At 47.4% G+C, this 20,596-nt stretch carries 16 protein-coding genes, 11 tRNA genes and 2 rRNA genes (1 of these 29 only partly in view); 27 read left to right on the top strand and 2 right to left on the bottom strand.

What is annotated here, in order from left to right:
• The 21 genes from NSQ68_RS19460 to yajC all read left to right on the top strand — a co-directional run.
• A 23S ribosomal RNA gene (locus tag NSQ68_RS19460) occupies nucleotides 1-1,693 on the top strand; it begins 1,234 nt to the left of the window's first position.
• Nucleotides 1,694-1,842: 149 nt separating this feature from the next.
• A 5S ribosomal RNA gene (rrf, locus tag NSQ68_RS19455) occupies nucleotides 1,843-1,959 on the top strand.
• Between the two features lie 19 nt (nucleotides 1,960-1,978).
• Nucleotides 1,979-2,054 (top strand) — tRNA-Asn (locus tag NSQ68_RS19450).
• Nucleotides 2,055-2,057: 3 nt separating this feature from the next.
• Nucleotides 2,058-2,149, top strand: a tRNA-Ser gene (locus tag NSQ68_RS19445).
• Nucleotides 2,150-2,166: 17 nt separating this feature from the next.
• A tRNA-Glu gene (locus NSQ68_RS19440) sits at nucleotides 2,167-2,238 on the top strand.
• Between the two features lie 10 nt (nucleotides 2,239-2,248).
• Nucleotides 2,249-2,324, top strand: a tRNA-Val gene (locus NSQ68_RS19435).
• 29 nt (nucleotides 2,325-2,353) lie between these two features.
• A tRNA-Met gene (locus tag NSQ68_RS19430) sits at nucleotides 2,354-2,430 on the top strand.
• A gap of 26 nt (nucleotides 2,431-2,456) precedes the next feature.
• Nucleotides 2,457-2,533, top strand: a tRNA-Asp gene (locus NSQ68_RS19425).
• Between the two features lie 28 nt (nucleotides 2,534-2,561).
• A tRNA-Lys gene (locus NSQ68_RS19420) sits at nucleotides 2,562-2,637 on the top strand.
• Nucleotides 2,638-2,672: 35 nt separating this feature from the next.
• Nucleotides 2,673-2,747 (top strand) — tRNA-Gly (locus tag NSQ68_RS19415).
• Between the two features lie 5 nt (nucleotides 2,748-2,752).
• Nucleotides 2,753-2,829: transfer RNA gene (locus NSQ68_RS19410), tRNA-Arg, on the top strand.
• Between the two features lie 12 nt (nucleotides 2,830-2,841).
• Nucleotides 2,842-2,921 (top strand) — tRNA-Leu (locus NSQ68_RS19405).
• A 7-nt stretch (nucleotides 2,922-2,928) separates the two neighbouring features.
• A tRNA-Pro gene (locus NSQ68_RS19400) sits at nucleotides 2,929-3,002 on the top strand.
• Between the two features lie 115 nt (nucleotides 3,003-3,117).
• On the top strand, nucleotides 3,118-3,822 hold the full coding sequence (locus NSQ68_RS19395) for a BofC C-terminal domain-containing protein (protein ID WP_342426924.1): 705 nt from the start codon (nucleotides 3,118-3,120) through the stop codon (nucleotides 3,820-3,822).
• A 228-nt stretch (nucleotides 3,823-4,050) separates the two neighbouring features.
• Nucleotides 4,051-4,554, top strand: coding sequence for a crossover junction endodeoxyribonuclease RuvC (ruvC, locus tag NSQ68_RS19390; RefSeq protein ID WP_025716926.1), 504 nt, complete (start codon nucleotides 4,051-4,053; stop codon nucleotides 4,552-4,554).
• Nucleotides 4,551-5,165: a Holliday junction branch migration protein RuvA gene (gene ruvA, locus NSQ68_RS19385; protein ID WP_307347889.1), complete on the top strand. Its 615-nt coding sequence runs from the start codon at nucleotides 4,551-4,553 to the stop codon at nucleotides 5,163-5,165. The genes ruvC and ruvA overlap by 4 nt, the downstream gene beginning before the upstream one ends.
• Before the next feature lie 50 nt (nucleotides 5,166-5,215).
• The gene (ruvB, locus tag NSQ68_RS19380) at nucleotides 5,216-6,223 is read left to right on the top strand and encodes a Holliday junction branch migration DNA helicase RuvB (protein ID WP_013372650.1); all 1,008 of its coding nucleotides are present in this window, start codon (nucleotides 5,216-5,218) and stop codon (nucleotides 6,221-6,223) included.
• Between the two features lie 227 nt (nucleotides 6,224-6,450).
• A complete protein-coding gene (locus NSQ68_RS19375) occupies nucleotides 6,451-8,544 on the top strand; it encodes a SpoIID/LytB domain-containing protein (RefSeq protein WP_342426923.1) in 2,094 nt (697 codons plus the stop codon).
• Between the two features lie 7 nt (nucleotides 8,545-8,551).
• The gene (gene queA, locus NSQ68_RS19370; RefSeq protein ID WP_342426922.1) at nucleotides 8,552-9,580 is read left to right on the top strand and encodes a tRNA preQ1(34) S-adenosylmethionine ribosyltransferase-isomerase QueA; all 1,029 of its coding nucleotides are present in this window, start codon (nucleotides 8,552-8,554) and stop codon (nucleotides 9,578-9,580) included.
• Nucleotides 9,581-9,600: 20 nt separating this feature from the next.
• A complete protein-coding gene (gene tgt / locus NSQ68_RS19365; RefSeq protein WP_039275028.1) occupies nucleotides 9,601-10,740 on the top strand; it encodes a tRNA guanosine(34) transglycosylase Tgt in 1,140 nt (379 codons plus the stop codon).
• Between the two features lie 34 nt (nucleotides 10,741-10,774).
• Complete coding sequence (gene yajC / locus NSQ68_RS19360; RefSeq protein ID WP_342426921.1) at nucleotides 10,775-11,110, top strand: preprotein translocase subunit YajC; 336 nt, start codon at nucleotides 10,775-10,777, stop codon at nucleotides 11,108-11,110.
• Between the two features lie 88 nt (nucleotides 11,111-11,198).
• Here the strand turns inward: yajC and NSQ68_RS19355 are convergent, their stop codons facing one another.
• Nucleotides 11,199-11,588 carry a TIGR04086 family membrane protein gene (locus NSQ68_RS19355; protein ID WP_075154640.1) on the bottom strand — a complete coding sequence of 130 codons (390 nt, stop codon included), beginning with the start codon at nucleotides 11,586-11,588 and terminating at the stop codon, nucleotides 11,199-11,201.
• A gap of 206 nt (nucleotides 11,589-11,794) precedes the next feature.
• Between NSQ68_RS19355 and NSQ68_RS19350 the strand changes: the two genes are divergently transcribed.
• Nucleotides 11,795-12,571: a DUF421 domain-containing protein gene (locus tag NSQ68_RS19350; protein WP_342426920.1), complete on the top strand. Its 777-nt coding sequence runs from the start codon at nucleotides 11,795-11,797 to the stop codon at nucleotides 12,569-12,571.
• A gap of 5 nt (nucleotides 12,572-12,576) precedes the next feature.
• Here NSQ68_RS19350 and spoVB read toward each other — a convergent pair whose 3' ends face one another.
• On the bottom strand, nucleotides 12,577-14,151 hold the full coding sequence (spoVB, locus tag NSQ68_RS19345; RefSeq protein WP_342426919.1) for a stage V sporulation protein B: 1,575 nt from the start codon (nucleotides 14,149-14,151) through the stop codon (nucleotides 12,577-12,579).
• A gap of 306 nt (nucleotides 14,152-14,457) precedes the next feature.
• Between spoVB and NSQ68_RS19340 the strand changes: the two genes are divergently transcribed.
• The 5 genes from NSQ68_RS19340 (at nucleotide 14,458) to recJ (ending at nucleotide 20,555) form a co-directional block, all read left to right on the top strand.
• Nucleotides 14,458-14,715 (top strand): post-transcriptional regulator, encoded by a 258-nt coding sequence (locus NSQ68_RS19340; RefSeq protein WP_013311570.1) that lies wholly within the window; start codon nucleotides 14,458-14,460, stop codon nucleotides 14,713-14,715.
• A gap of 90 nt (nucleotides 14,716-14,805) precedes the next feature.
• Nucleotides 14,806-16,062 (top strand): protein translocase subunit SecD, encoded by a 1,257-nt coding sequence (gene secD, locus NSQ68_RS19335; protein WP_342426918.1) that lies wholly within the window; start codon nucleotides 14,806-14,808, stop codon nucleotides 16,060-16,062.
• Complete coding sequence (gene secF / locus NSQ68_RS19330) at nucleotides 16,052-16,969, top strand: protein translocase subunit SecF (RefSeq protein WP_307347863.1); 918 nt, start codon at nucleotides 16,052-16,054, stop codon at nucleotides 16,967-16,969. Before secD ends, secF begins: the two co-directional genes overlap by 11 nt.
• A gap of 199 nt (nucleotides 16,970-17,168) precedes the next feature.
• Nucleotides 17,169-18,125 (top strand): cation diffusion facilitator family transporter, encoded by a 957-nt coding sequence (locus tag NSQ68_RS19325; RefSeq protein WP_342426917.1) that lies wholly within the window; start codon nucleotides 17,169-17,171, stop codon nucleotides 18,123-18,125.
• 33 nt (nucleotides 18,126-18,158) lie between these two features.
• The gene (gene recJ / locus NSQ68_RS19320; protein WP_342426916.1) at nucleotides 18,159-20,555 is read left to right on the top strand and encodes a single-stranded-DNA-specific exonuclease RecJ; all 2,397 of its coding nucleotides are present in this window, start codon (nucleotides 18,159-18,161) and stop codon (nucleotides 20,553-20,555) included.
• Nucleotides 20,556-20,596: the final 41 nt, after the last annotated feature.

The raw sequence follows: 20,596 nt of genomic DNA, 5'->3' as shown, positions 1-20,596 counted from the left end.
GGGGAGCGTTGAATGCGGGTTGAAGGTGTACCGTAAGGAGCGCTGGACTGCATTCAAGTGAGAATGCCGGTATGAGTAACGAAAAGATCTGTGAGAATCAGATCCGCCGAAAGCCTAAGGGTTCCTGAGGAAGGTTCGTCCGCTCAGGGTAAGTCGGGACCTAAGGCGAGGCCGATAGGCGTAGTCGAAGGACAACAGGTCGAAATTCCTGTACCACCGTAATCCGTTATGAGCAATGGGGTGACGCAGTAGGGTAGTGACGCGGACGGATGGATGTCCGTCTAAGCAGTGAGGCTGGTGTGTAGGCAAATCCGCACATCGTTAAGGCTGGGCTGTGATGGGGAGCGAAAATTACAGTAGCGAAGGTCATGATCTCAGACTGCCAAGAAAAGCCTCTAGCCAGGAGAAGGTGCCCGTACCGCAAACCGACACAGGTAGGCGAGAAGAGAATTCTAAGGCGCGCGGAAGAACTCTCGTTAAGGAACTCGGCAAAATGACCCCGTAACTTCGGGAGAAGGGGTGCCTCGGTAGGGTGAATAGCCCGAGGGGGCCGCAGTGAAAAGGCCCAAGCGACTGTTTAGCAAAAACACAGGTCTGTGCGAAGCCGCAAGGCGAAGTATACGGGCTGACGCCTGCCCGGTGCTGGAAGGTTAAGGGGAGTGGTAAGCCTTCGGGCGAAGCTATGAACCGAAGCCCCAGTAAACGGCGGCCGTAACTATAACGGTCCTAAGGTAGCGAAATTCCTTGTCAGGTAAATTCTGACCCGCACGAATGGCGTAACGACTTGGGCGCTGTCTCAACGAGAGATCCGGTGAAATTTTAATACCTGTGAAGATGCAGGTTACCCGCGACAAGACGGAAAGACCCCATGGAGCTTTACTGCAGCTTGATATTGAATTTGGGTACGATCTGTACAGGATAGGTGGGAGCCGTTGAATCTTGAGCGCCAGCTTGAGAGGAGGCATCCTTGGGATACCACCCTGATCGTATCTAGGTTCTAACTTGGTACCGTGATCCGGTGCGAGGACAGTGTCAGGTGGGCAGTTTGACTGGGGCGGTCGCCTCCTAAAGAGTAACGGAGGCGCCCCAAGGTTCCCTCAGAATGGTTGGAAATCATTCGAAGAGTGCAAAGGCAGAAGGGAGCTTGACTGCGAGACCTACAAGTCGAGCAGGGACGAAAGTCGGGCTTAGTGATCCGGTGGTACCGCATGGAAGGGCCATCGCTCAACGGATAAAAGCTACCCTGGGGATAACAGGCTTATCTCCCCCAAGAGTCCACATCGACGGGGAGGTTTGGCACCTCGATGTCGGCTCATCGCATCCTGGGGCTGAAGTAGGTCCCAAGGGTTGGGCTGTTCGCCCATTAAAGCGGTACGCGAGCTGGGTTCAGAACGTCGTGAGACAGTTCGGTCCCTATCTGTCGTGGGCGTAGGAAATTTGAGAGGAGCTGTCCTTAGTACGAGAGGACCGGGATGGACGTACCGCTGGTGTACCAGTTGTTCCGCCAGGAGCACCGCTGGGTAGCTATGTACGGAAGGGATAAGCGCTGAAAGCATCTAAGCGTGAAGCCCCCCTCAAGATGAGATTTCCCAGTATGTAAGACCCCTTGAAGACGACGAGGTAGATAGGTTGGGGGTGGAAGTGCAGTAATGCATGGAGCTGACCAATACTAATCGGTCGAGGGCTTATCCTAAAATAAAACGCAAATGAGTTTCGGATCCAGTTTTCAGGGTGTAACCTTGAAGGTATGTAGAAATACATACGAAATACGCATTGAAATTCATTCACACAGCTGTGATGAACCGAGTTTCAATACGGAAGAATTTGCGTAGCAAATTCATGTTTGGTGGCGATAGCGGAGGGGTTCCACACGTACCCATCCCGAACACGACCGTTAAGCCCTCCAGCGCCGATGGTACTTGGACCGCAGGGTCCTGGGAGAGTAGGACGTCGCCAAGCAGAGCTTTATGCTTAATATTCCCTGATAGCTCAGTTGGTAGAGCACTCGACTGTTAATCGAGTTGTCACAGGTTCGAGTCCTGTTCGGGGAGCCATATGGAGAGGTGTCCGAGTTGGCCGAAGGAGCACGATTGGAAATCGTGTAGGCGCCAAAAGCGTCTCGAGGGTTCGAATCCCTCTCTCTCCGCCATAATTATTTTATTGTACGGCCCGTTGGTCAAGGGGTTAAGACACCTCCCTTTCACGGAGGTAACAGGGGTTCGAATCCCCTACGGGTCATAAGTAGTATGGAGGCTTAGCTCAGCTGGGAGAGCATCTGCCTTACAAGCAGAGGGTCGGGGGTTCGAGCCCCTCAGCCTCCACCATTTATTTAAATAGCAATCCCTAATATTATCGCGGGGTGGAGCAGTTCGGTAGCTCGTCGGGCTCATAACCCGAAGGTCGCAGGTTCAAATCCTGCCCCCGCAACCAATTAACTTTTGAATGAAAACTGCTATGGAACTGTGGTGTAGAGGCCTAACATGCCTGCCTGTCACGCAGGAGATCGCGGGTTCGAATCCCGTCAGTTCCGCCATTTTTACAAAGTTATATTACCCTGTTGGGAGCCATTAGCTCAGTTGGTAGAGCACCTGACTTTTAATCAGGGTGTCGAAGGTTCGAGTCCTTCATGGCTCACCATTCATGCACTTATATGTCATGGATATAATGATATTGCGGACGTGGCTCAGCGGTAGAGCATCGCCTTGCCAAGGCGAGGGTCGCGGGTTCGATTCCCGTCGTCCGCTCCATATTTGCGCCCTTAGCTCAGCTGGATAGAGCGTTTGACTACGAATCAAAAGGCCGGGAGTTCGAATCTCTCAGGGCGCGCCATTAACTTTATAAGCCGGTGTGGCGGAATTGGCAGACGCGCGCGACTCAAAATCGTGAGGGAAACCGTGGAGGTTCGAGTCCTCTCACCGGCATGTATTTCGGGATGTAGCTCAGCTTGGTAGAGCACCTGGTTTGGGACCAGGGGGTCGCATGTTCAAATCGTGTCATCCCGATTTAAAAGGAAAGTCGCTGGAAGCAGCGGCTTTTTTGTTGTATCAATTATCTTTTTGTATAAATCAGTAATCGCCAGGTCACACTAACACAAAAAGTGGGACGGAAGGGATTACTGTGAAGCGATTAAGTTGGAAAAAACAGATGAAACGGCGCTGGAAACAGTGGAGAAGAACAGTGTGGGCCTGTAGCATTTTTGGTGCGGCTTGTTTGCTGGCAGGGTTGGGTATTCTGTTTTCGAATTATATGCAGGCTATGTTGTCACAGCCACTCGCTACTACCGTCATGGCAGAGGAGAGCATGGAGGAGGCCTCACATCTGGGTCCAACTGAAGATCACTCCTCACAGATGCAACTATTGCAAAGTATTCGTGCTTCCGGTATAAGCAGGAAGACCCGTCTGTTAACCACCTACGTATGTGGTACGGAAACACTTTCCTTGGGAACGCTAAGTTCACAGCAGTTAGAGACCTTACTGAAGCAACATCCAGATTGGAAGGGACGACTTAATACCAAAGGAGAGGTGTGGCTGGAACGCAGGGTGGAAGACTTGTCAGAGTCATGCAAAGAGCGTGGATACATGGGTTTGAGCACTGACGGCCAGCTTACATTGTATGAAGGGCTGCCTAAAAGAGAAAAAGTTATCCGCACTTTTTTTCAATTGGATGTGGGTTCCATGGAGACGGCCTTGCCAGAAGGGGTGTATAAACAACTTCAGCAGGGAATCCGTGTACAGGATATAAATGAGTATAACAGTGTAATCTCCACTTTTAGTGACTTTGCCGTGGAGCGAACACAGAGGGTATTAAAACAGCACTATTGATTACAACTGCGAGACGTTAGGCTTTGCCCATGAGGTGAGGCTTGAAGCGTCTCTTTTTATGTTTTTACTCACGTTTAAATTTTTTCCTCTATTAGATACAAAGTTTTGTTATAATGAAAAGAACGACACATATGTTCGCTTTATATGGTATTTGGCCGTGAGTATATTCAGGATAACGCTGGCTATTGGTTAGTTACGCCATGATTGAGCGATAGGGGAGAGATTTTTTTGCGTTTTCTAGGAATTGATCCGGGTATTGCTATTGTGGGCTTCGGGTTTGTAGACAAGATTGGCAGTAAAGTGGTGCCTGTGCAGTATGGCTGCATCCAGACGGAGGCTCATACACCGGAAGAAGAAAGGCTGCTTCATGTGTATGAAGGCATGTTGCAATTAATAGATAAATATAAGCCTGATGCGGTAGCACTGGAAAAGCTCTTTTTTAATCGCAATGTTACAACCGCTATGTCTGTAAGTCAGGCACGTGGGGTGCTGGTGCTGGCTGCAAAACAACGTAATTTGCCTATAGGTGAATACACGCCGATGCAGGTAAAGCAGGCTATTGTAGGGTATGGTAAGGCTGAGAAGAAACAGGTACAAGAAATGGTTAGAATGTTTCTAAAGCTTCAAGCTGTGCCGAAACCGGACGATGTAGCGGATGCTTTGGCGGTGGCTATTTGTCATGCGCATTCCTATGGACTAAATTCAAAATTAAATGAGGTATTGCGAAAATGATAGATTTCTTGCGTGGTTCTGTGGCCCATTTGGAAAATGAATATGTCGTTTTAGATGTGCAGGGTGTAGGGTATCGGGTATTTTGTCCGAATCCTTACGCCTTCGCCAAAACAGAAGGTCCAGTGGTTATTTACATTCACCATCATGTAAGGGAAGATGCTATTTTACTGTTCGGTTTTGCGACCCGTGAGGAGCAGCAACTTTTCCGTAAACTGATTGATGTATCTGGTATTGGACCGCGTGTTGCGCTTGGTATTTTAGGAGGCGGTACGCCCGCTCATGTGGTAACGGCGATTTATCAGGAGAATATCACATTTCTCACCAAGTTACCGGGGATCGGTAAAAAGACTGCACAACGTATGATTCTGGATTTGAAAGACAAGCTGGACGGTATTGGCTCGTTGGGGATGGCAACCGGATTGTTTGCTGAGCCTGTCGTAGAAGAAGGCGAAGGTTCATATTGGGGCGAGGCCCGTGAGGCGCTCAAGGCGCTCGGTTATACTGATACTGAGTTGGATAAGGTATGGAGCAGAATGAAGAAAGATGCAAAACCTGATGAATCTGCCGATATTTTGATGAAGCGGGCTTTGCAACTGTTGTTTGCCGGATAGGACGCGGATGTCCGTTAACAAATGTCTGGTGAAAAGAGGAGCGATGGAATATGGATGACCGGATTATTTCCGCCAATTTGATGATGGAAGACCAGACGGCAGAGCTAAGCCTTCGCCCCCGTTATCTAAATGAATATATCGGGCAAAATCAGGTTAAGGAAAATCTGAAAGTATATATTGAAGCGGCCAAAATGCGTAAAGAAGCGTTGGACCATGTACTGTTATACGGACCGCCTGGGCTGGGTAAAACAACTCTTGCTAACATTATTGCCAATGAGTTGGGGGTTAATCTGCGTACGACTTCAGGTCCTGCAATTGAAAGACCGGGAGATTTGGCAGCATTGCTGACCAATCTTCAAGAGGGTGATGTTTTGTTCATTGATGAGATTCATCGCCTTCATCGTACGGTGGAAGAAGTCATGTATCCGGCGATGGAGGATTTTGCGCTGGATATTATGATTGGTAAAGGCCCGAGTGCACGCTCGGTCCGTCTGGATTTGCCCCCCTTTACTCTTATAGGGGCCACTACGCGCGCTGGGCTGCTCTCTGCGCCATTGCGTGACCGGTTTGGTGTTATTAGTCGATTAGAGTTTTATACGACAGACGAGCTGGCTTACATCGTGTCCAGGAACGCGGATATTATGGAGATTGAAATTGTCGGGGATGCGGCGGAGGAAATCGCATTGCGTTCACGGGGGACACCGCGTATTGCCAACCGACTGTTAAAAAGGGTGCGTGATTTTGCCCAGGTTGCCGGAGACGGAATTATTCATTCTGAGTTGGCTGCAGAGGCGCTAAAGAGACTTCAAATAGATCCTCTCGGGCTGGATGAAATTGATCATAAAATGCTTAAGGCCATGATTCATTCATTCCGGGGCGGACCTGTAGGATTGGACACAATTGCTGCAACCATTGGTGAAGAGAGTCAGACTATTGAGGATGTGTATGAACCCTATTTGTTACAAATTGGTCTTTTACAAAGAACACCTCGGGGACGAACAGTGACTCCGGCGGCATATGCCCACCTTGGAATCCCCATGCCAACGGATCCACGGTGATTAGGAAACATGATGCACTTTTAAAAAAATCATTGCATGGTTACATGCAAGTATGGTGAATACGATATCGGATGACGGATGATTGAGGGAATGAGAGTATAAGTAAGATTTTGGCGGGTTTATATTTTGGTTTATTCCGCCGATGTATTTAAAGGGACAGACGAGGATCAAGATCCCGATAAATTACGCAATATAAGTGCTAGGCAGCTAGATTGGGGGAACCAGAAATGAGTGGAGAAGCATTTAACCGAGAAAGTATTTTCGGTGCATGGATGGGCCGGGCCAAACGAGCAGCAGCAATTATGGTATTAGCTACAGTGTGCATACCTTGGTCTTCGGGCGTTCACGCTGCTGCCGCCCAAGAGGATATTCGTGTAGTGATTTTTGCGGATCTAGGTAGCAAATATAAAGCGACAGTCCCCGCTGTAACCTTGAAATCATCAGGAGGTTTGAGTGTTGGACAGAACAGTGGAGGCAGTTTTCAAACTTGGATTGGACTGCCAGACAGTACGGCTCGTTTTAGTGTAGACAGCTATCGGGTGAAGGTGCTTGAAGGAAATGAAGCAGCGGCGATAAAAGCGGCGCAAGCCCTGCAAAAGACTAATGATAAACCTACGGTTTTTATCGGTTCAAAAAATGGTAGTTCTGTGTATCAAGTGTACGCGGGAATATATGCTAGTGAACAGTCTGCGCAAGCTGCTGTACAGCGCATTTCCTCCGCAACCGGAGCGCAGGCCGAGGTGAAGGGAAACAAGCATTGGTCCACAGGAAGCTATGGAAGCGAGCAGGAAGCTAATCTCGTTCGAACGACAATTGCTGCGGCAGGCTTTGATGCTTTTACTGTGATTCAATCAAGAGGTCAGTATGCTGTATGGGTTGGAGAAGAAAGTAATGACAGCAAGCTGTCGGCTTTGAAAACTGAGCTGGAGAGCAAGCAGCCGAGACTCACGTTGTCTAAAGTTAATGCTACTCAAGCCGGCCTCATTATAAGACAGGAAGCAGGAGTCACGACCGGCTCGCAGGTGATGTCTCATTACATGCTAAGTGGTTCTGATAATAGCAAGATAATTGTCAACGGCGGTAATAATGGAGTACAAGTGATGGAAAGATCACAGCGTACATATCGCGGCGAGATGGAGATTGGCATGACGTCAGGCCAGCTGGCGCTTGTGAACGAAGTCCCTTTGGAGCAGTATTTGTATTCTGTGGTAGGAGCAGAGGTATATTCCTCATGGCCAGATGAAGCGCTCAAGGCTCAAGCGGTAGCGGCTCGTAGCTACTCGCTTGCCCAAGGCAATCGGTTTCAGATCGGCAATGTGGTAGATGGCACGTTAAGCCAGGCTTACAACGGGAAGAGCTCGGAACATGCCAACGTCAATGAGGCTGTAGATGCAACAGCTGGTGAAGTCATTAAAAGTGGCGGTAAAGTGGTCGAAGCAGTATTTTCATCTAATGCGGGCGGTGTGACAGCAGATGCTTCCGAGGTGTGGAACAGTGGTGGCGAAGCCTTTGCTAGCGTAGACAGCTCGGGGGATACTTCGGCACAAAAAGGGGTACAGGAATGGTATCATGTACTCCTCTCCAGTGGCAAGACAGGGTATATTCGTGAGGATAATGCTAAGGAATTGGAGGGTGTCACAGAAGCGGGGTTAGACAAAATCACCGTTACTGCGGAGAATACAAATGTGCGTCCTATTCCCCAAATCCAATCAACAGTTACACCAATAGCCAAGGTGCAGCCAGGCGAAGAGATGATTGTATTGGAAAAGGTGCCTCAGTCCGGAGACTATGCATGGGTGCGGGGGCCCTTTACGTCAGCTCAGCTTGCTAAATCCCTGCAAGGGAAAGTAACGGGCACAGTGCCTTCCTCTATTAATCACCTCGATGTCACCAAACGTGGTCCATCAGGGCGAGTGTTGGAGGTTGAAGCGGACGGATCCCCTTTGAAAGTGAAATATCCTGATATGTATCGCTCAGCGATGGGCGGACTCCCGAGCACACTGTTTGATATTGCGAGTACCGGAAGTTATACTGTATTAGGCGCTGATGGGGCTACTTCTCATGTAAGTGGTACACAAGGCACTCAAATCCTGTCCGCATCTGGCAGCAGTACTTCAAGTGGTAACGGGGTGATCGTCATGAATGAAGATCGTCATGCACGAGTCATTGACAAAACACAAAGCTTTATTTTTACAGGTAAAGGAAATGGTCATGGTTTGGGCTTATCCCAATGGGGTGCCAACGGCTTGGCCGAGCAGGGGTATGATTACAAGAAAATTTTGCAACACTATTACAAAAATGTGGATATAGTTAAGGACTGACCAATATATGAACGTAAACGACTATGATTTTGAACTGCCTGAAACATTAATTGCACAGACGCCTTTGCTTGAACGGAGCGCTTCCAGATTACTGACGTTAAACAAAAATAACGGTGAAGTGGATCATCATACGTTTTCGGATATTGTGCAGTATCTTCAACCAGGAGATACGCTGGTATTAAACGATACGAGAGTGATTCCTGCACGCCTGTTTGGCATCAAAGAAGACACGGGAGCTAAGGCTGAGGTTTTGCTGCTTAAGCAACTGCAAGGAGACCGATGGGAAGCATTGGTGAAACCCGGTAAAAAGCTGAAAAAGGGTGCTGTTATCGTTTTCGGTGATGAGCTGAAAGCAGTAATTGAGGAAGAAGGAGATATGGGCGGAAGGGTACTGTCATTTTCATATGACGGTATTTTCCAGGAGATATTGGACCGCTTGGGCCAAATGCCGCTTCCGCCGTATATCAAGGAACAATTGGATGACCGCGAGCGCTATCAGACCGTTTATGCTCGGCATGAAGGTTCGGCTGCGGCTCCAACGGCAGGGCTGCACTTTACAGAAGAGTTGCTGGACCAGATTAAAAAGAAGGGCATTACCGTTGCCTTTATCACACTTCATGTTGGCTTAGGAACGTTCAGACCGATGTCTGTGGATACGATTGAAGAGCATGTAATGCATGAAGAATACTATTCATTGTCACAGGAAACAGCCGATGTGCTCAATGAAACCAAGGCGCGCGGTGGAAGAGTCGTAGCGGTGGGGACGACCAGTTGCCGGACGCTGGAGACAGTGGGGAGTAAATTTGGTGATGGAGTATTAGAGGCCAGTAGTGGCTGGACACAGATTTTTATTTATCCAGGTTATGAATTCCGTGTGGTGGATGCGATGATTACGAATTTCCATTTGCCCAAATCCACCTTGGTTATGCTGGTCAGCGCACTGGCGGGCAGGGAGAATATTATGCATGCTTACCAGGAGGCGATTGACCGACAATATCGGTTTTTCAGCTTCGGGGATGCAATGTTCATTTATTAATTAAGGATGGTAGAGAAAATATGGCACCAGCAATAAGATACGAACATATCAAAACCTGCAAGCAATCGGGAGCCCGTCTCGGGCGTGTACACACACCTCACGGAGTTATTGAGACACCAACCTTTATGCCTGTGGGAACTCAGGCGACTGTTAAAACGATGAGTCCTGAGGAACTGAAAGCGATGGATGCTCAAATTATTTTGAGTAACACGTACCATTTGTTTCTTCGTCCCGGGCACGATATTATTCGTGAAGCGGGCGGACTGCACAAGTTTATGAATTGGGATCGTCCTATTTTAACGGACAGCGGCGGATTCCAGGTGTTTTCTTTAAGTGAAATGCGCAAGATTTCAGAGGAGGGTGTTCATTTTCGCTCTCATTTAAATGGAGATAAGAAGTTTCTTTCGCCTGAAGTGGCGATGGAAATTCAAAACTCGCTTGGCTCAGATATTATGATGGCCTTCGATGAATGCCCGCCATTTCCAGCTGAATATGAGTATGTGAAAAAGTCACTGGAGCGTACCAGCCGTTGGGCTGAGCGTTGTTTGGAGGCACACGCGCGTCCTCATGATCAAGGGCTGTTTGCCATTGTTCAAGGAGGCATGCATGAAGATCTGCGCAAGCAAAGCGCTGCGGATTTGACTTCCATGGATTTCCCGGGGTATGCTATTGGTGGACTGAGCGTAGGTGAACCAAAGCATTTGATGTATGAAGTGCTCGATTATACGGTTCCTCTGCTTCCTACCAACAAGCCACGTTATTTAATGGGCGTGGGTTCGCCTGATGCTTTGATTGAAGGCTCTATCCGTGGTGTGGATATGTTCGATTGTGTACTTCCAACGCGAATTGCTCGCAACGGGACAACGATGACCAGCCAAGGTCGTCTTGTCGTTCGCAATGCCCAATATGCAAGTGATTTTGGCCCGCTTGATCCCGCTTGTGATTGTTATACTTGTCGCAATTATTCACGTGCTTACTTGCGACATTTGATTAAAGCGGATGAAACCTTCGGGCTCCGACTGACAACGTATCATAACTTGCATTTCTTAATACAATTGATGCGTAATGTCAGACAAGCGATTATGGATGACAGGCTGCTTGATTTCCGAGATGAATTTTTTGAGCAGTACGGTCTTCATGATAATGATAAAGGCTTTTAAGTTTTAGGGAGAGTATACGAAAGGGGGATTTAACATGTTTCATTTTGCTACAGCCGCTGCTGCACCCGGTGGAACAGGCGGACTTTTTCAAATGATCTGGCCACTGGCTCTGATGTTTGTAATCTTCTATTTCTTGCTGATTCGCCCGAATCAGAAAAAACAAAAGCAACGTCAAACGATGCTTCAAGCTTTGAAAAAGGGAGATAAAGTCATTACGATCGGAGGTCTTCACGGTACAATTGTGGAGATTACGGATGATGTAGTAGTTTTGCGTGTGAATGATGTCACGAAGCTGACTTTTGACCGCAGTGCAATCAGCAATGCGATTGCAAAAGACACAGCATCTGAGGAAGCTGTTTCCAAATCGTAAAATGCTTGTGACCGTTATGCAAAAACCGAGCCTTTGAGGAGGCTCGGTTTTTTTGTGTTGTTTTATTACATAGGTACAAACATTTTGATTACTTGCTGAGATTAATGCCAAACATCCCACCACCTGCGCCTATGACAAACGCGAAACCTAAGTGTAACAGGTCCTTGCCGTTCATGCCTGCATCCAATGCCAGAAAACCGACCAGTAGAACGATTAGTCCATACAGGATGCCTGTAATACCGCCTTGATACCAGCCTTTGTTTGTGGATCTTTTACCGGCGACGAAGCCGCCAGATAGCATGGCGAATGCATGGACGATGTACGTATACAATGATAAGTCCTGTTCCTGCATCTGTGTCAGCCACAAGAGTAGTGAAAGAATCAATGCGCCAAGCAGCATCCATGCAAAAGCATAGAATAAGCCGGATAAAATAGGATGGGCCAGACGAAACGAACACCAGCGGCGAATGAGCTCCATTGATAATTCCTCCTGTACCAAGGTTTGAACTATTATCATTCTATGGCCAAGCCTCCCGGCTTAGTACCAAGTCGCAAGCAGTCTTTCTCTTTATTTCAATAATTTAGCCTTTTGTTTTTTGTATGAGCCAAGTGAGGAACGGCCAGAATACGTGTACAATGAACGACTCATGTCTTATTGCAAGTACAGGGGAGGAGGCGAACATATTGAGTCACGATATTTTTGCTCATATTTTTCGGACGCTGCTCATGTATTTTATTGTATATCTGGTGATGCGCTTAATGGGTAAAAGGGAGATCGGTAAATTGTCTGTTTTCGATCTCGTCATATCCATTATGATTGCAGAAATTGCTGTATTCAGCCTGGAGGACATAAAACGTCCACTTTACGAAGGATTGATTCCTTTAGGAGTGCTGTTAATTTTGCAAATTGGGATTTCCTTTTTCAGTCTGAAAAGTCGGCGACTGCGCTTACTATTTGATGGTAGGCCCAGTGTATTGTACTCTAATGGACAATTAAACAAGGACGAAATGGTGAAACAACGTTACAATTTGGATGACTTGCTGTTACAACTTCGTGAACAAAATATAGAAAGTCTGGACGAAGTTGAATATGTTATTTTGGAAACGACAGGTAAGCTAACGGTTATAGGTAAGGATGATAACGATGGAGTGGAACACGAAAAAATGAAGCAAGTATTAAACGGAACAGATTTGGCAAACAAAGAGCTGCAGGTGGATAAAGTCCATCCTTCTCCACAAATCGGTGGAAAGTTTAGATATGAGGGACTGCCTATTCCATTAATCATGGATGGCAAGGTGCTAGATCGAAATTTGGAACGGATGGACATGAACCGTTTTTGGCTTAAAAATCAAATTCAAGCGAAGGGACACAAGGATTTTAAGGATGTTTTTTTATGCTCGGTTAACCATAGAGGTGATGTGTACATTACACCACCGGCCTATGGAAAATCTTCGGATTAGATTTCTTATGCTTTAAACCATCTTCTCAGGATTGGAATGCGTGTAAGGTTGTCCCAATCAATCATTTTGATCAAGGTCATCAGGAAAAGGTACAGTATAATCCCCAAGACTGCGGCAAAAATAAATTGGAGCCACATTTGGTCGAACATCGTTAGATGTCTGTAGGAATATAACACTGCTGCTGCCATGATGATCATGCCTATCCCGGTCTTCCAGAAATCGAGCAAACGTACGCGGAAGCGAAGTAGCCTGCTGACACTGAAGCCATGAAGGAGAGTAACAATGGCACTGTTAATACAAATGGCGATGACAGCTCCGTAGATACCGTACTGAGGTTGGGAAGCAAGCCAGACGATCAGCACGATTTTGATAACGGCTCCGATAAAGGTATTTAATAAGGCACTTCCAGGACGGTCTAACGCCTGAAGTGCTGCCTGAAGCGGGGCCTGAATGTACATAAAAAGAGCAAAAGGTGCCATGAGCTTAAGCATGCCTGCAATATCGCCATTATTGTAGAGTAGCAGACACAGAGGTTCTGCCAATACATACATGATCACGGCAAATGGGGCTCCTGCAACCAAAGCGAGCCGAAGCGATTGATGTAGACGTTTGTGAATGGCTGTAATATGCCCCTTGGCTGCTGCTTCGGATAACGAAGGAACGAGTGAAACTGCTAGCGAACTGGTTAGAACCCCAGGTAGTAATAACACAGGAATGACCATGCCCTGCATGGCTCCATATTGTGCGGTTGCCACGCCAGTTGCAATGCCTGCTACGGCGAGGCTGCGCATGCACAAGATAGATTCGAGCAAATAGGATAAGGAACCGACAAGCCTTCCAGCAGTAACGGGAACGGATATAGACATAAGACGTGACAAAACGGTTGATTGCTCAAGATGAACCTCAGAGGAAGGGAAAGGCGAATTCGGCTGAAGGATGCGATCTTTTCGCTGGTTACACACGTATTGCCATAGCAGCACAATCATGCCAATGAATTCGCCCGCCAGAGCACCGAGCATGGCACCTGCAGCAGCGTAGGCTACCCCATGTGGAAGTAGCAAGTAAGCAAACCAAATGACACAAAAAATGCGCATAACGGTCTCCGCAATGGAGGAGCTGGCGGAAGGAATCATATTTTGCTTTCCCTGAAAATAGCCCCTATAAGCTGAAGAAACAGCTACAATGACAATCATTGGGCTCATGCTCACGAATGTATAATACACGCGGCTGTCGGTCAGAAGATGGCTTGTGATCCAAGGCGCGAACACAAGACAGAGCACCATGGCGATCAGACTGAGTGTAATGGTGAAGCGCAGGCTGGTGTGCAAAATACGCCGCGACATTTCGGGCTGTCCCGCCGTTTCAGCTTCGGCTACAAGCTTGGCTACCGCAAGAGGGATTCCCCCGGTAATAAGCGTCACCAGAACGATAAAAAAGGGATACCCCTGTTGGTACAAGCCAACTCCTTCGGGGCCGATGATACGCGGGAGTGCGATTCGGGGAATAAAACCTAGTATTCGGTTGATGATTCCTGCTGCTAATAAAATAATCGCTCCATGGATGAATGTCTGCTTTTTCAATCGCAACTCCCTCTTCCCCAAATGTAATTCTGCGTCTATACATTACTTTAGAAGATATGCTGGACCTGTCCATCTTCATGACAAGCTTTTCCGTTCAGAAACAAAGTGATTTAGACAACAAGAGGGAGAGTGGTGAATTCTGCTATTGACGAGCGAAATGAATGCATATATTGTTGATTTAAGGCTATTTTCGACGAAAAGAAGGGTTTTCCAGGATCAGGACAGAAATGTTCTACAAAGCAGTCAATAACCCCGCTAGTTGCTGATCTGCGGAACCGGTAGTCGCTGGGAGGAGGAACGGCCATCGTGGGTATGGAAGAGCTGGATGAGCAGGATTGGGATGACGCAATTGAGATGCTCTGTCAAAGTAAAGCTGACGAGTTGATTCTCGTAGGCTATGAGCATGTCACAAGTAAGGACGTATGGAATTGCGTCAGCCATAAATATGAAAAGGAGGGTATTCCTCCGCTGCACAAGCTCGTTAACGATATACTTTCCCTTAAAGCGACGAGCTTTATGAACTATTTGACTATGTCCGCATTACGGGGCTCCACTTTCGAATAGAAGGGGGTCTTTTTTTGCGTTCAAATTGACTGCTTTTTGAGGGGTAGCTATAATAGGAATATTGAGAATGAAAGGGGAACATGGGACGGAATGAAAAGAATTCTAAGTTTCATCGTGGTCGTGCTCATAACTACTGGTGTTATGATCGGGACAAGCCCGGGCCTACTGAACAGTTTAAAATTAGGCCTCGATTTAAAGGGAGGCTTTGAAATTTTATATGAAGCCCAGCCTTTGGAAGCCGGGCAGAGTGTAACCAGACAGTCTCTTATACAAACAGCTCAAAGTCTGGAGAGACGGATTAATGCGCTCGGTACGACTGAGCCGGAAGTAACAACAGAGGGAAGCAACCGTATTCGCGTGCGGCTTGCTGGTGTCACTAATGAGGCAGAAGTCCGCTCCATGCTGAAAAAGCCTGCAGAATTAACGTTTCGCAGTGCAACGGCAGCAGATGCTAAAAAGCCAGGTCAATACAGCAAAATTGAGCTCCGCGGTAATGATTTTGTGGAGAATGGCGCTGTTGTAGGCTATGACCAGCTGAATCAACCTGAGATTAGTATCAAAGTCAAGGACAAGGCTAAATTTGCAGAAATCACAAAGCGACTTCTGAATAAAGAATTAGCTATTTTCCTGGATCAGGAATTGCTGTCTGCACCTACAGTACGTGGGGAATTAACGGACGGTAGCGCGTCAATCACAGGTAGCTACACTCGTGATGAAGCGAATAAACTGGCGGATACGATTAATCTGGGTGCCCTTCCGCTCAAACTGACGGAAAAATATTCTCAGAGTGTAGGTGCTACGCTGGGTCAATTGTCACTGGATCAGACGATTCGTGCTGGGTTGATTGGCTCGATCATTATTCTGATATTTATGATTGCGATGTTCCGTGTACCGGGATTAGTGGCCAGTTTCTGTCTCATCGTTCATACTTGGCTGGTGCTTGCGATCTTCTACTTGGGTGGATTCGTACTCACACTCCCAGGTATCGCCGCCTTCGTGCTCGGGATCGGGATGGCAGTCGATGCCAATATTATTACGTATGAACGGATTAAAGAAGAAATCAAGACAGGCAAAACGATACGTTCTTCCGTTATCGCAGGTAGTAAGGCTTCGTTCCGTACCGTTATGGATGCCAATATTACGACAATTATAGCGGCAGCGGTTATGTTTGGTCTCGGAACAGGCTCCGTTAGAGGTTTCGCTCTGGTGCTCATCGTTGATATTGTCACCAGTATCTTGACGAATATCTTCTTCTCCCGCTTCTTGCTCAATCTGCTAGTTAAAGCGGATGCTGTGAAGAAGCCCAAGTATTTTGGTGTGAAGGAGAGTGATATTAGTGCGCTTTAATTGGGACTATAAATATATCAAGATGAGCAAGTGGTTTTACACGTTCTCGATTATTATCACACTGCTTGGTATTCTGAGCTTGTCGATATTTGGCTTGAATTACGGGGTGGACTTTCGTTCCGGTTCCAATGTGGATGTCAATTTGACTAAAGCCGTTACACAAGAACAGATTCAAACTTTGCTGAATAAGCAGGGGATTGGCAAAGAGGTGGATTATACACCGGGGAAAGAGCGTTTCGGCATTCGCTTCTCACAGGTGTTGACGGATCAGCAAGTGAATGATTTTAAGGTTTCTTTTAATAAACAGCTGGATCCGAAGGCTTCGTTTGAGGTCAATACAGTGGATACGGAAATGGCACAAGAACTGGAGCAGAATGCAATATGGGCGATTTTGCTAGCATGTGTAGCCATCGCGGCCTATATTTCGATCCGGTTTGAATGGCGGTTTGCCATTGCAGCCATCGTTTCGTTGTTGCATGATGCCTTCCTCGTTATCAGTATTTTCTCGATTTTCCGGCTTGAGGTGGATTTGACCTTTATTACGGCAATTCTGACGATTGTTGGTTTCTCCATTAATGACACGGTCGTTATTTTTGACCGTATTCGGGAAAATCTACGATTTGCGAAGAAGAAGTCCAGGGACGACTTAGAGCAGGTAGTTGATCACAGTATTGCGCAGACAATGACTCGTTCACTTGCAACCGTGTTTACGGTGTTTATTGCCTCCGTATGTTTGTTCATATTTGGCGGCGAATCGATCCGTATGTTCTCACTTGCAATGGTCATTGGTTTGTTGTTTGGTGCTTATTCCTCCATTTTCATTGCCAGCCCGCTGTGGGTGGCATTGAAAGGAAAACAAAAATCTCCGACAGCTGGCGGGGGCGCGGTCAAAACTGCAAAGTCTTAAGTTACGCAAATACCAGTAGTATAAATTAAAGAGAAAGCCGCGTCTGCTTGGGCGCGGTTTTCTAAGGTTTTAAGATTTACCTTAAGTAAGGCTCAGTAGTGGCACTTAAATGTGAATGGTTTTTGATTTTGAGAAATTCGGTTATTTTAGAATAAGCTTTATTGGGAAAGGGTTAGTTCAGGATTGAGGGGGAAACGTTGTGAATAGCGAACGCAGCCGATCATTGGAAACTGCGGCGTTGAGCGGGATTGTAGGTAATCTCGCGCTGGCTGTTCTAAAGGGAGCCGTCGGTTATGCGGCAAACAGCAAGGCGTTGTTGGGAGATGCACTGCACACGGCTGCGGATAGTGCTTCCCGTTTGCAGGAGCTTCTGTTTTCCAAGGGTGCTACAGGGCACGGAATGCTGGCACGATTGCGAAACGGTGAAAAAGTCCGGACGGTCATATCTGTGGTGCTGGCTATTTTAGTGCTGATGAGCGGTCTTCAGCTAGCTATCTCGGCGGTTCGTTCATTAAGCAGTTCGGAACCGCAGGCTCCCGGTCTGTATGCATTAATTACCGTATTTATTACGTTGGTGTTGAGAGAAGCGCTATTTCAGTTTCAATATCGCTACTCGATTAAACATGGTCATAAAGAGGAAGCAGATCGGTACGCTAACCATGAACGTTACTCGCTGTATGCATCGTTGATTGCATTGATTGGCATGATCGGTGCAATGACTGGCGAAGCAATGGAATGGCCTGCCTTATTATATCTTGATCCGACCGCAGCTTTGCTGGTAGCCTGTCTGGTGCTGCGTAAAGGATATTTGATGGTAATGAATACCACTTACCAGGTTCCTGCACAGCCCTTGCAAGAGGAAGACTCCCGACGCTTTATGGAGACGATTCAACGGGTGTATGGTATTGTAACGGTTGAACACTTACATGCTCAGGAAACTGGCCATTTCATAACAGTGGATGTAACGATAAGTGTGAACCCGCGGATTACGGTACAGGAAGCGCAGGAAATCGCCGATCGAGCCAAAAATTTACTGTTAGCCCGTTTTCCACAGGTGACCCATGTACAAATGCAGTTCATTTCTTATCAAGCCGGATATCCTTACAAATCCAATCATGAACTGCCAGATAATGATGCGTCGTCTTTGCTTCAATAGGGCAGGACGACTATGAAAGAAAGGTGAATAGGATTGCTTCATTCGCAGTACAGATGGAAGACCCCAGAGGCTAACCTGGAAGCGGCTCAGCTGTTGACAGAAGAACTGGGGATTTCACCATTGTTGTCCCGGCTTTTAGTGAACCGGGGCGTCACTACCGCCGGGGAAGCAAACCGCTTTTTGTACGGAAGTGTGGACGATGTACACGACCCTTTTCTGCTTCTCGGTATGAAAGAGGCCGTGCCGAGAATTCGCCAGGCTCTGGAACGTGGCGAGCATATATTAATCTATGGCGATTATGATGCAGACGGCGTATCCAGTACATCATTGATGATTCAGCTCATGCGTTTTCTGAAGGCTTCCTATGATATTTATATTCCCCATCGTTCTAACGAGGGATATGGTCTGCATAATCATGCCCTTGATTGGGCACATCAGCAGGGAGTTACACTGGTCATTACAGTAGATACGGGAATTAGTGCAGTAGAACAAATTGCTTATGCAACTTCCTTGGGGATAGATGTTATTGTGACGGATCATCATGAGCCGCCTGCTGTACTTCCCGAGGCATATACTTTGATTAATCCGAAGCTCCCCGGTTGTCCATACCCATTTAAAGGTCTTGCAGGTGTTGGTGTTGCCCTGAAGCTCGCTCAGGCGCTGTTGGGTGAGGTGCCGGAGGAATGGTTTGAAATCGCCGCTATCGGCACGGTAGCCGATCTGATGCCACTACATGGTGAAAATCGGACGATGGTACGCAGAGGGATTCAATCCATGAGAAACTCTGCATTTCCGGGGATTCGTGCGTTGCTCCATGTAGCGGGCGTAGATATATCTACAGTGACTTCAGTCAACATCGCATTTGCATTGGCTCCGCGGATTAATGCCAGCGGGCGCTTGGATCATGCAGGACGAGCCGTTTCTCTGCTGACGACAGAAAAAGAGGAAGAAGCAGACCAACTTGCGCATGCGCTGGACCTGCTCAATCGTGAGCGTCAACAGGTGGTTGAACGTATTGTGGAGCAAGCCGAGCAACAATTGGCATCCAAACTGAATGGAGGCAAGCTACCGTCAGTTATTGTGTTGGCTGGTGAAGGCTGGAATGTCGGCGTTGTCGGAATTGTGGCATCCAAGCTATTAGATCGCTATTATCGACCGACCATTATTCTGGGTATAGATGCTGAGACAGGCATGTGCAAAGGTTCCGCCCGTTCTATTCCTGCATTGGATATTTACAGTGCTCTTACGGACAGCCATGAGCTTATGGAGCATTTTGGTGGTCATCCTTCGGCAGCGGGTATGACGCTGTCCCGTGACAATCTGGAATTGTTTGAAGAGCAACTGAACTGCTATGCGGGTTCCATTCTGACACCAGACGATCTCATTCCTGTAGCTGAAGCTGATATGGTCTGTCGTTTGGACGAGGTATCTTTGCAAGTGGTTGAAGAACTTGAGTTGCTTCAGCCTTTTGGTATGGGGAATCCATCTCCACGATTCGTATTACAGGGTCTGCAATTGCGTGAGGCTCGTAAAATGGGACGTGAGAAAAATCATGTGAAGCTCCTGCTGGAGCAGAACGGTTTATCGCTGGACGCGATTGCCTTCCGTCGTGGCGATTTGGCTGATTTCTTACAGCAACAAACGGAGATAGATCTGCTGGGTGAATTGTCGATTAACGAATGGAATGGTAAAAGGTCTCTCCAGCTCATGATGCAGGACATTCGAGTGCAGGCGCCGCAAATTTTTGATTATCGTGGAGTGTCGGACCCTTTTGCCGAATTAGAGCGGGGACTCAAGATCTTTCATCCACGCATAGAGGAAAGAAAGAAAGACGTTGCGGTGTTGGTCCACCCGTCATCTAGGCTTCGTCCCTCGGGATCCGTGGACGCTGAATCCTTATGGTTGTACGATAAAGATGGTAGCGTTATTCCCAGTGGTGGTCAAAGAGATGCACAGCACTCTGTAAAGTCGCTGTTCGTACTGGAGCCGCCGGATACACCGGATCAGTTCCAGGCATTATGGTCGACCTTTGAAAATGTAGAAAACGTATTTCTCCTTCATTCGGTCAGTGAACGTGGCGGTCGACTCGTAAGCCCAGACAGAGAGCTGTTCAAGCGCATTTACGTTGTGCTTTCCCGATTGGGAACACAGCCTATTGATGAAAAGGCAATGCTGCCTGCTCTTAGTCGACAGTGTTCCTGTTCAGTACGCATGTTATCCAAAGTATTGGACATCTTCGAAGAGCTTGAGTTTATGACGCGTACAGATGGTCAATTCCGTTTTGTATCCAATCCGCCCAAGCGGGATTTAACTGCTTCTCCGCGCTATCAGGAATTATATAATATGGCTGAAATGGAGCGGTATTTGCTGGATGCGGACACCACCCAGATGACGAGCTGGATTATGTCGCTTATGAAGGGTGCGTCTTGAGATACTATTTCGTAATTTATGTTGTAAAATGTATATACTAA

Origin of the sequence: Paenibacillus sp. FSL L8-0158 (assembly GCF_038592965.1) — a bacterium.
Lineage (GTDB): Bacteria > Bacillota > Bacilli > Paenibacillales > Paenibacillaceae > Paenibacillus > Paenibacillus polymyxa_D.
The sequence above is the reverse complement of the archived record's forward strand: the minus strand, read 5'-3'. Positions and strand labels throughout refer to the sequence as shown.

What these genes read in the sequence shown, in the direction of transcription:
- queA (WP_342426922.1), top strand. Translation starts at nt 8,552, where the DNA reads ATGAACGTAAACGACTATGATTTTGAACTGCCTGAAACATTAATTGCA.
- ruvA (WP_307347889.1), top strand. Translation starts at nt 4,551, where the DNA reads ATGATAGATTTCTTGCGTGGTTCTGTGGCCCATTTGGAAAATGAATAT.
- yajC (WP_342426921.1), top strand. Translation starts at nt 10,775, where the DNA reads ATGTTTCATTTTGCTACAGCCGCTGCTGCACCCGGTGGAACAGGCGGA.
- tgt (WP_039275028.1), top strand. Translation starts at nt 9,601, where the DNA reads ATGGCACCAGCAATAAGATACGAACATATCAAAACCTGCAAGCAATCG.
- ruvB (WP_013372650.1), top strand. Translation starts at nt 5,216, where the DNA reads ATGGATGACCGGATTATTTCCGCCAATTTGATGATGGAAGACCAGACG.
- secD (WP_342426918.1), top strand. Translation starts at nt 14,806, where the DNA reads ATGAAAAGAATTCTAAGTTTCATCGTGGTCGTGCTCATAACTACTGGT.
- NSQ68_RS19375 (WP_342426923.1), top strand. Translation starts at nt 6,451, where the DNA reads ATGAGTGGAGAAGCATTTAACCGAGAAAGTATTTTCGGTGCATGGATG.
- NSQ68_RS19355 (WP_075154640.1), bottom strand. Translation starts at nt 11,588, where the DNA reads ATGGAGCTCATTCGCCGCTGGTGTTCGTTTCGTCTGGCCCATCCTATT.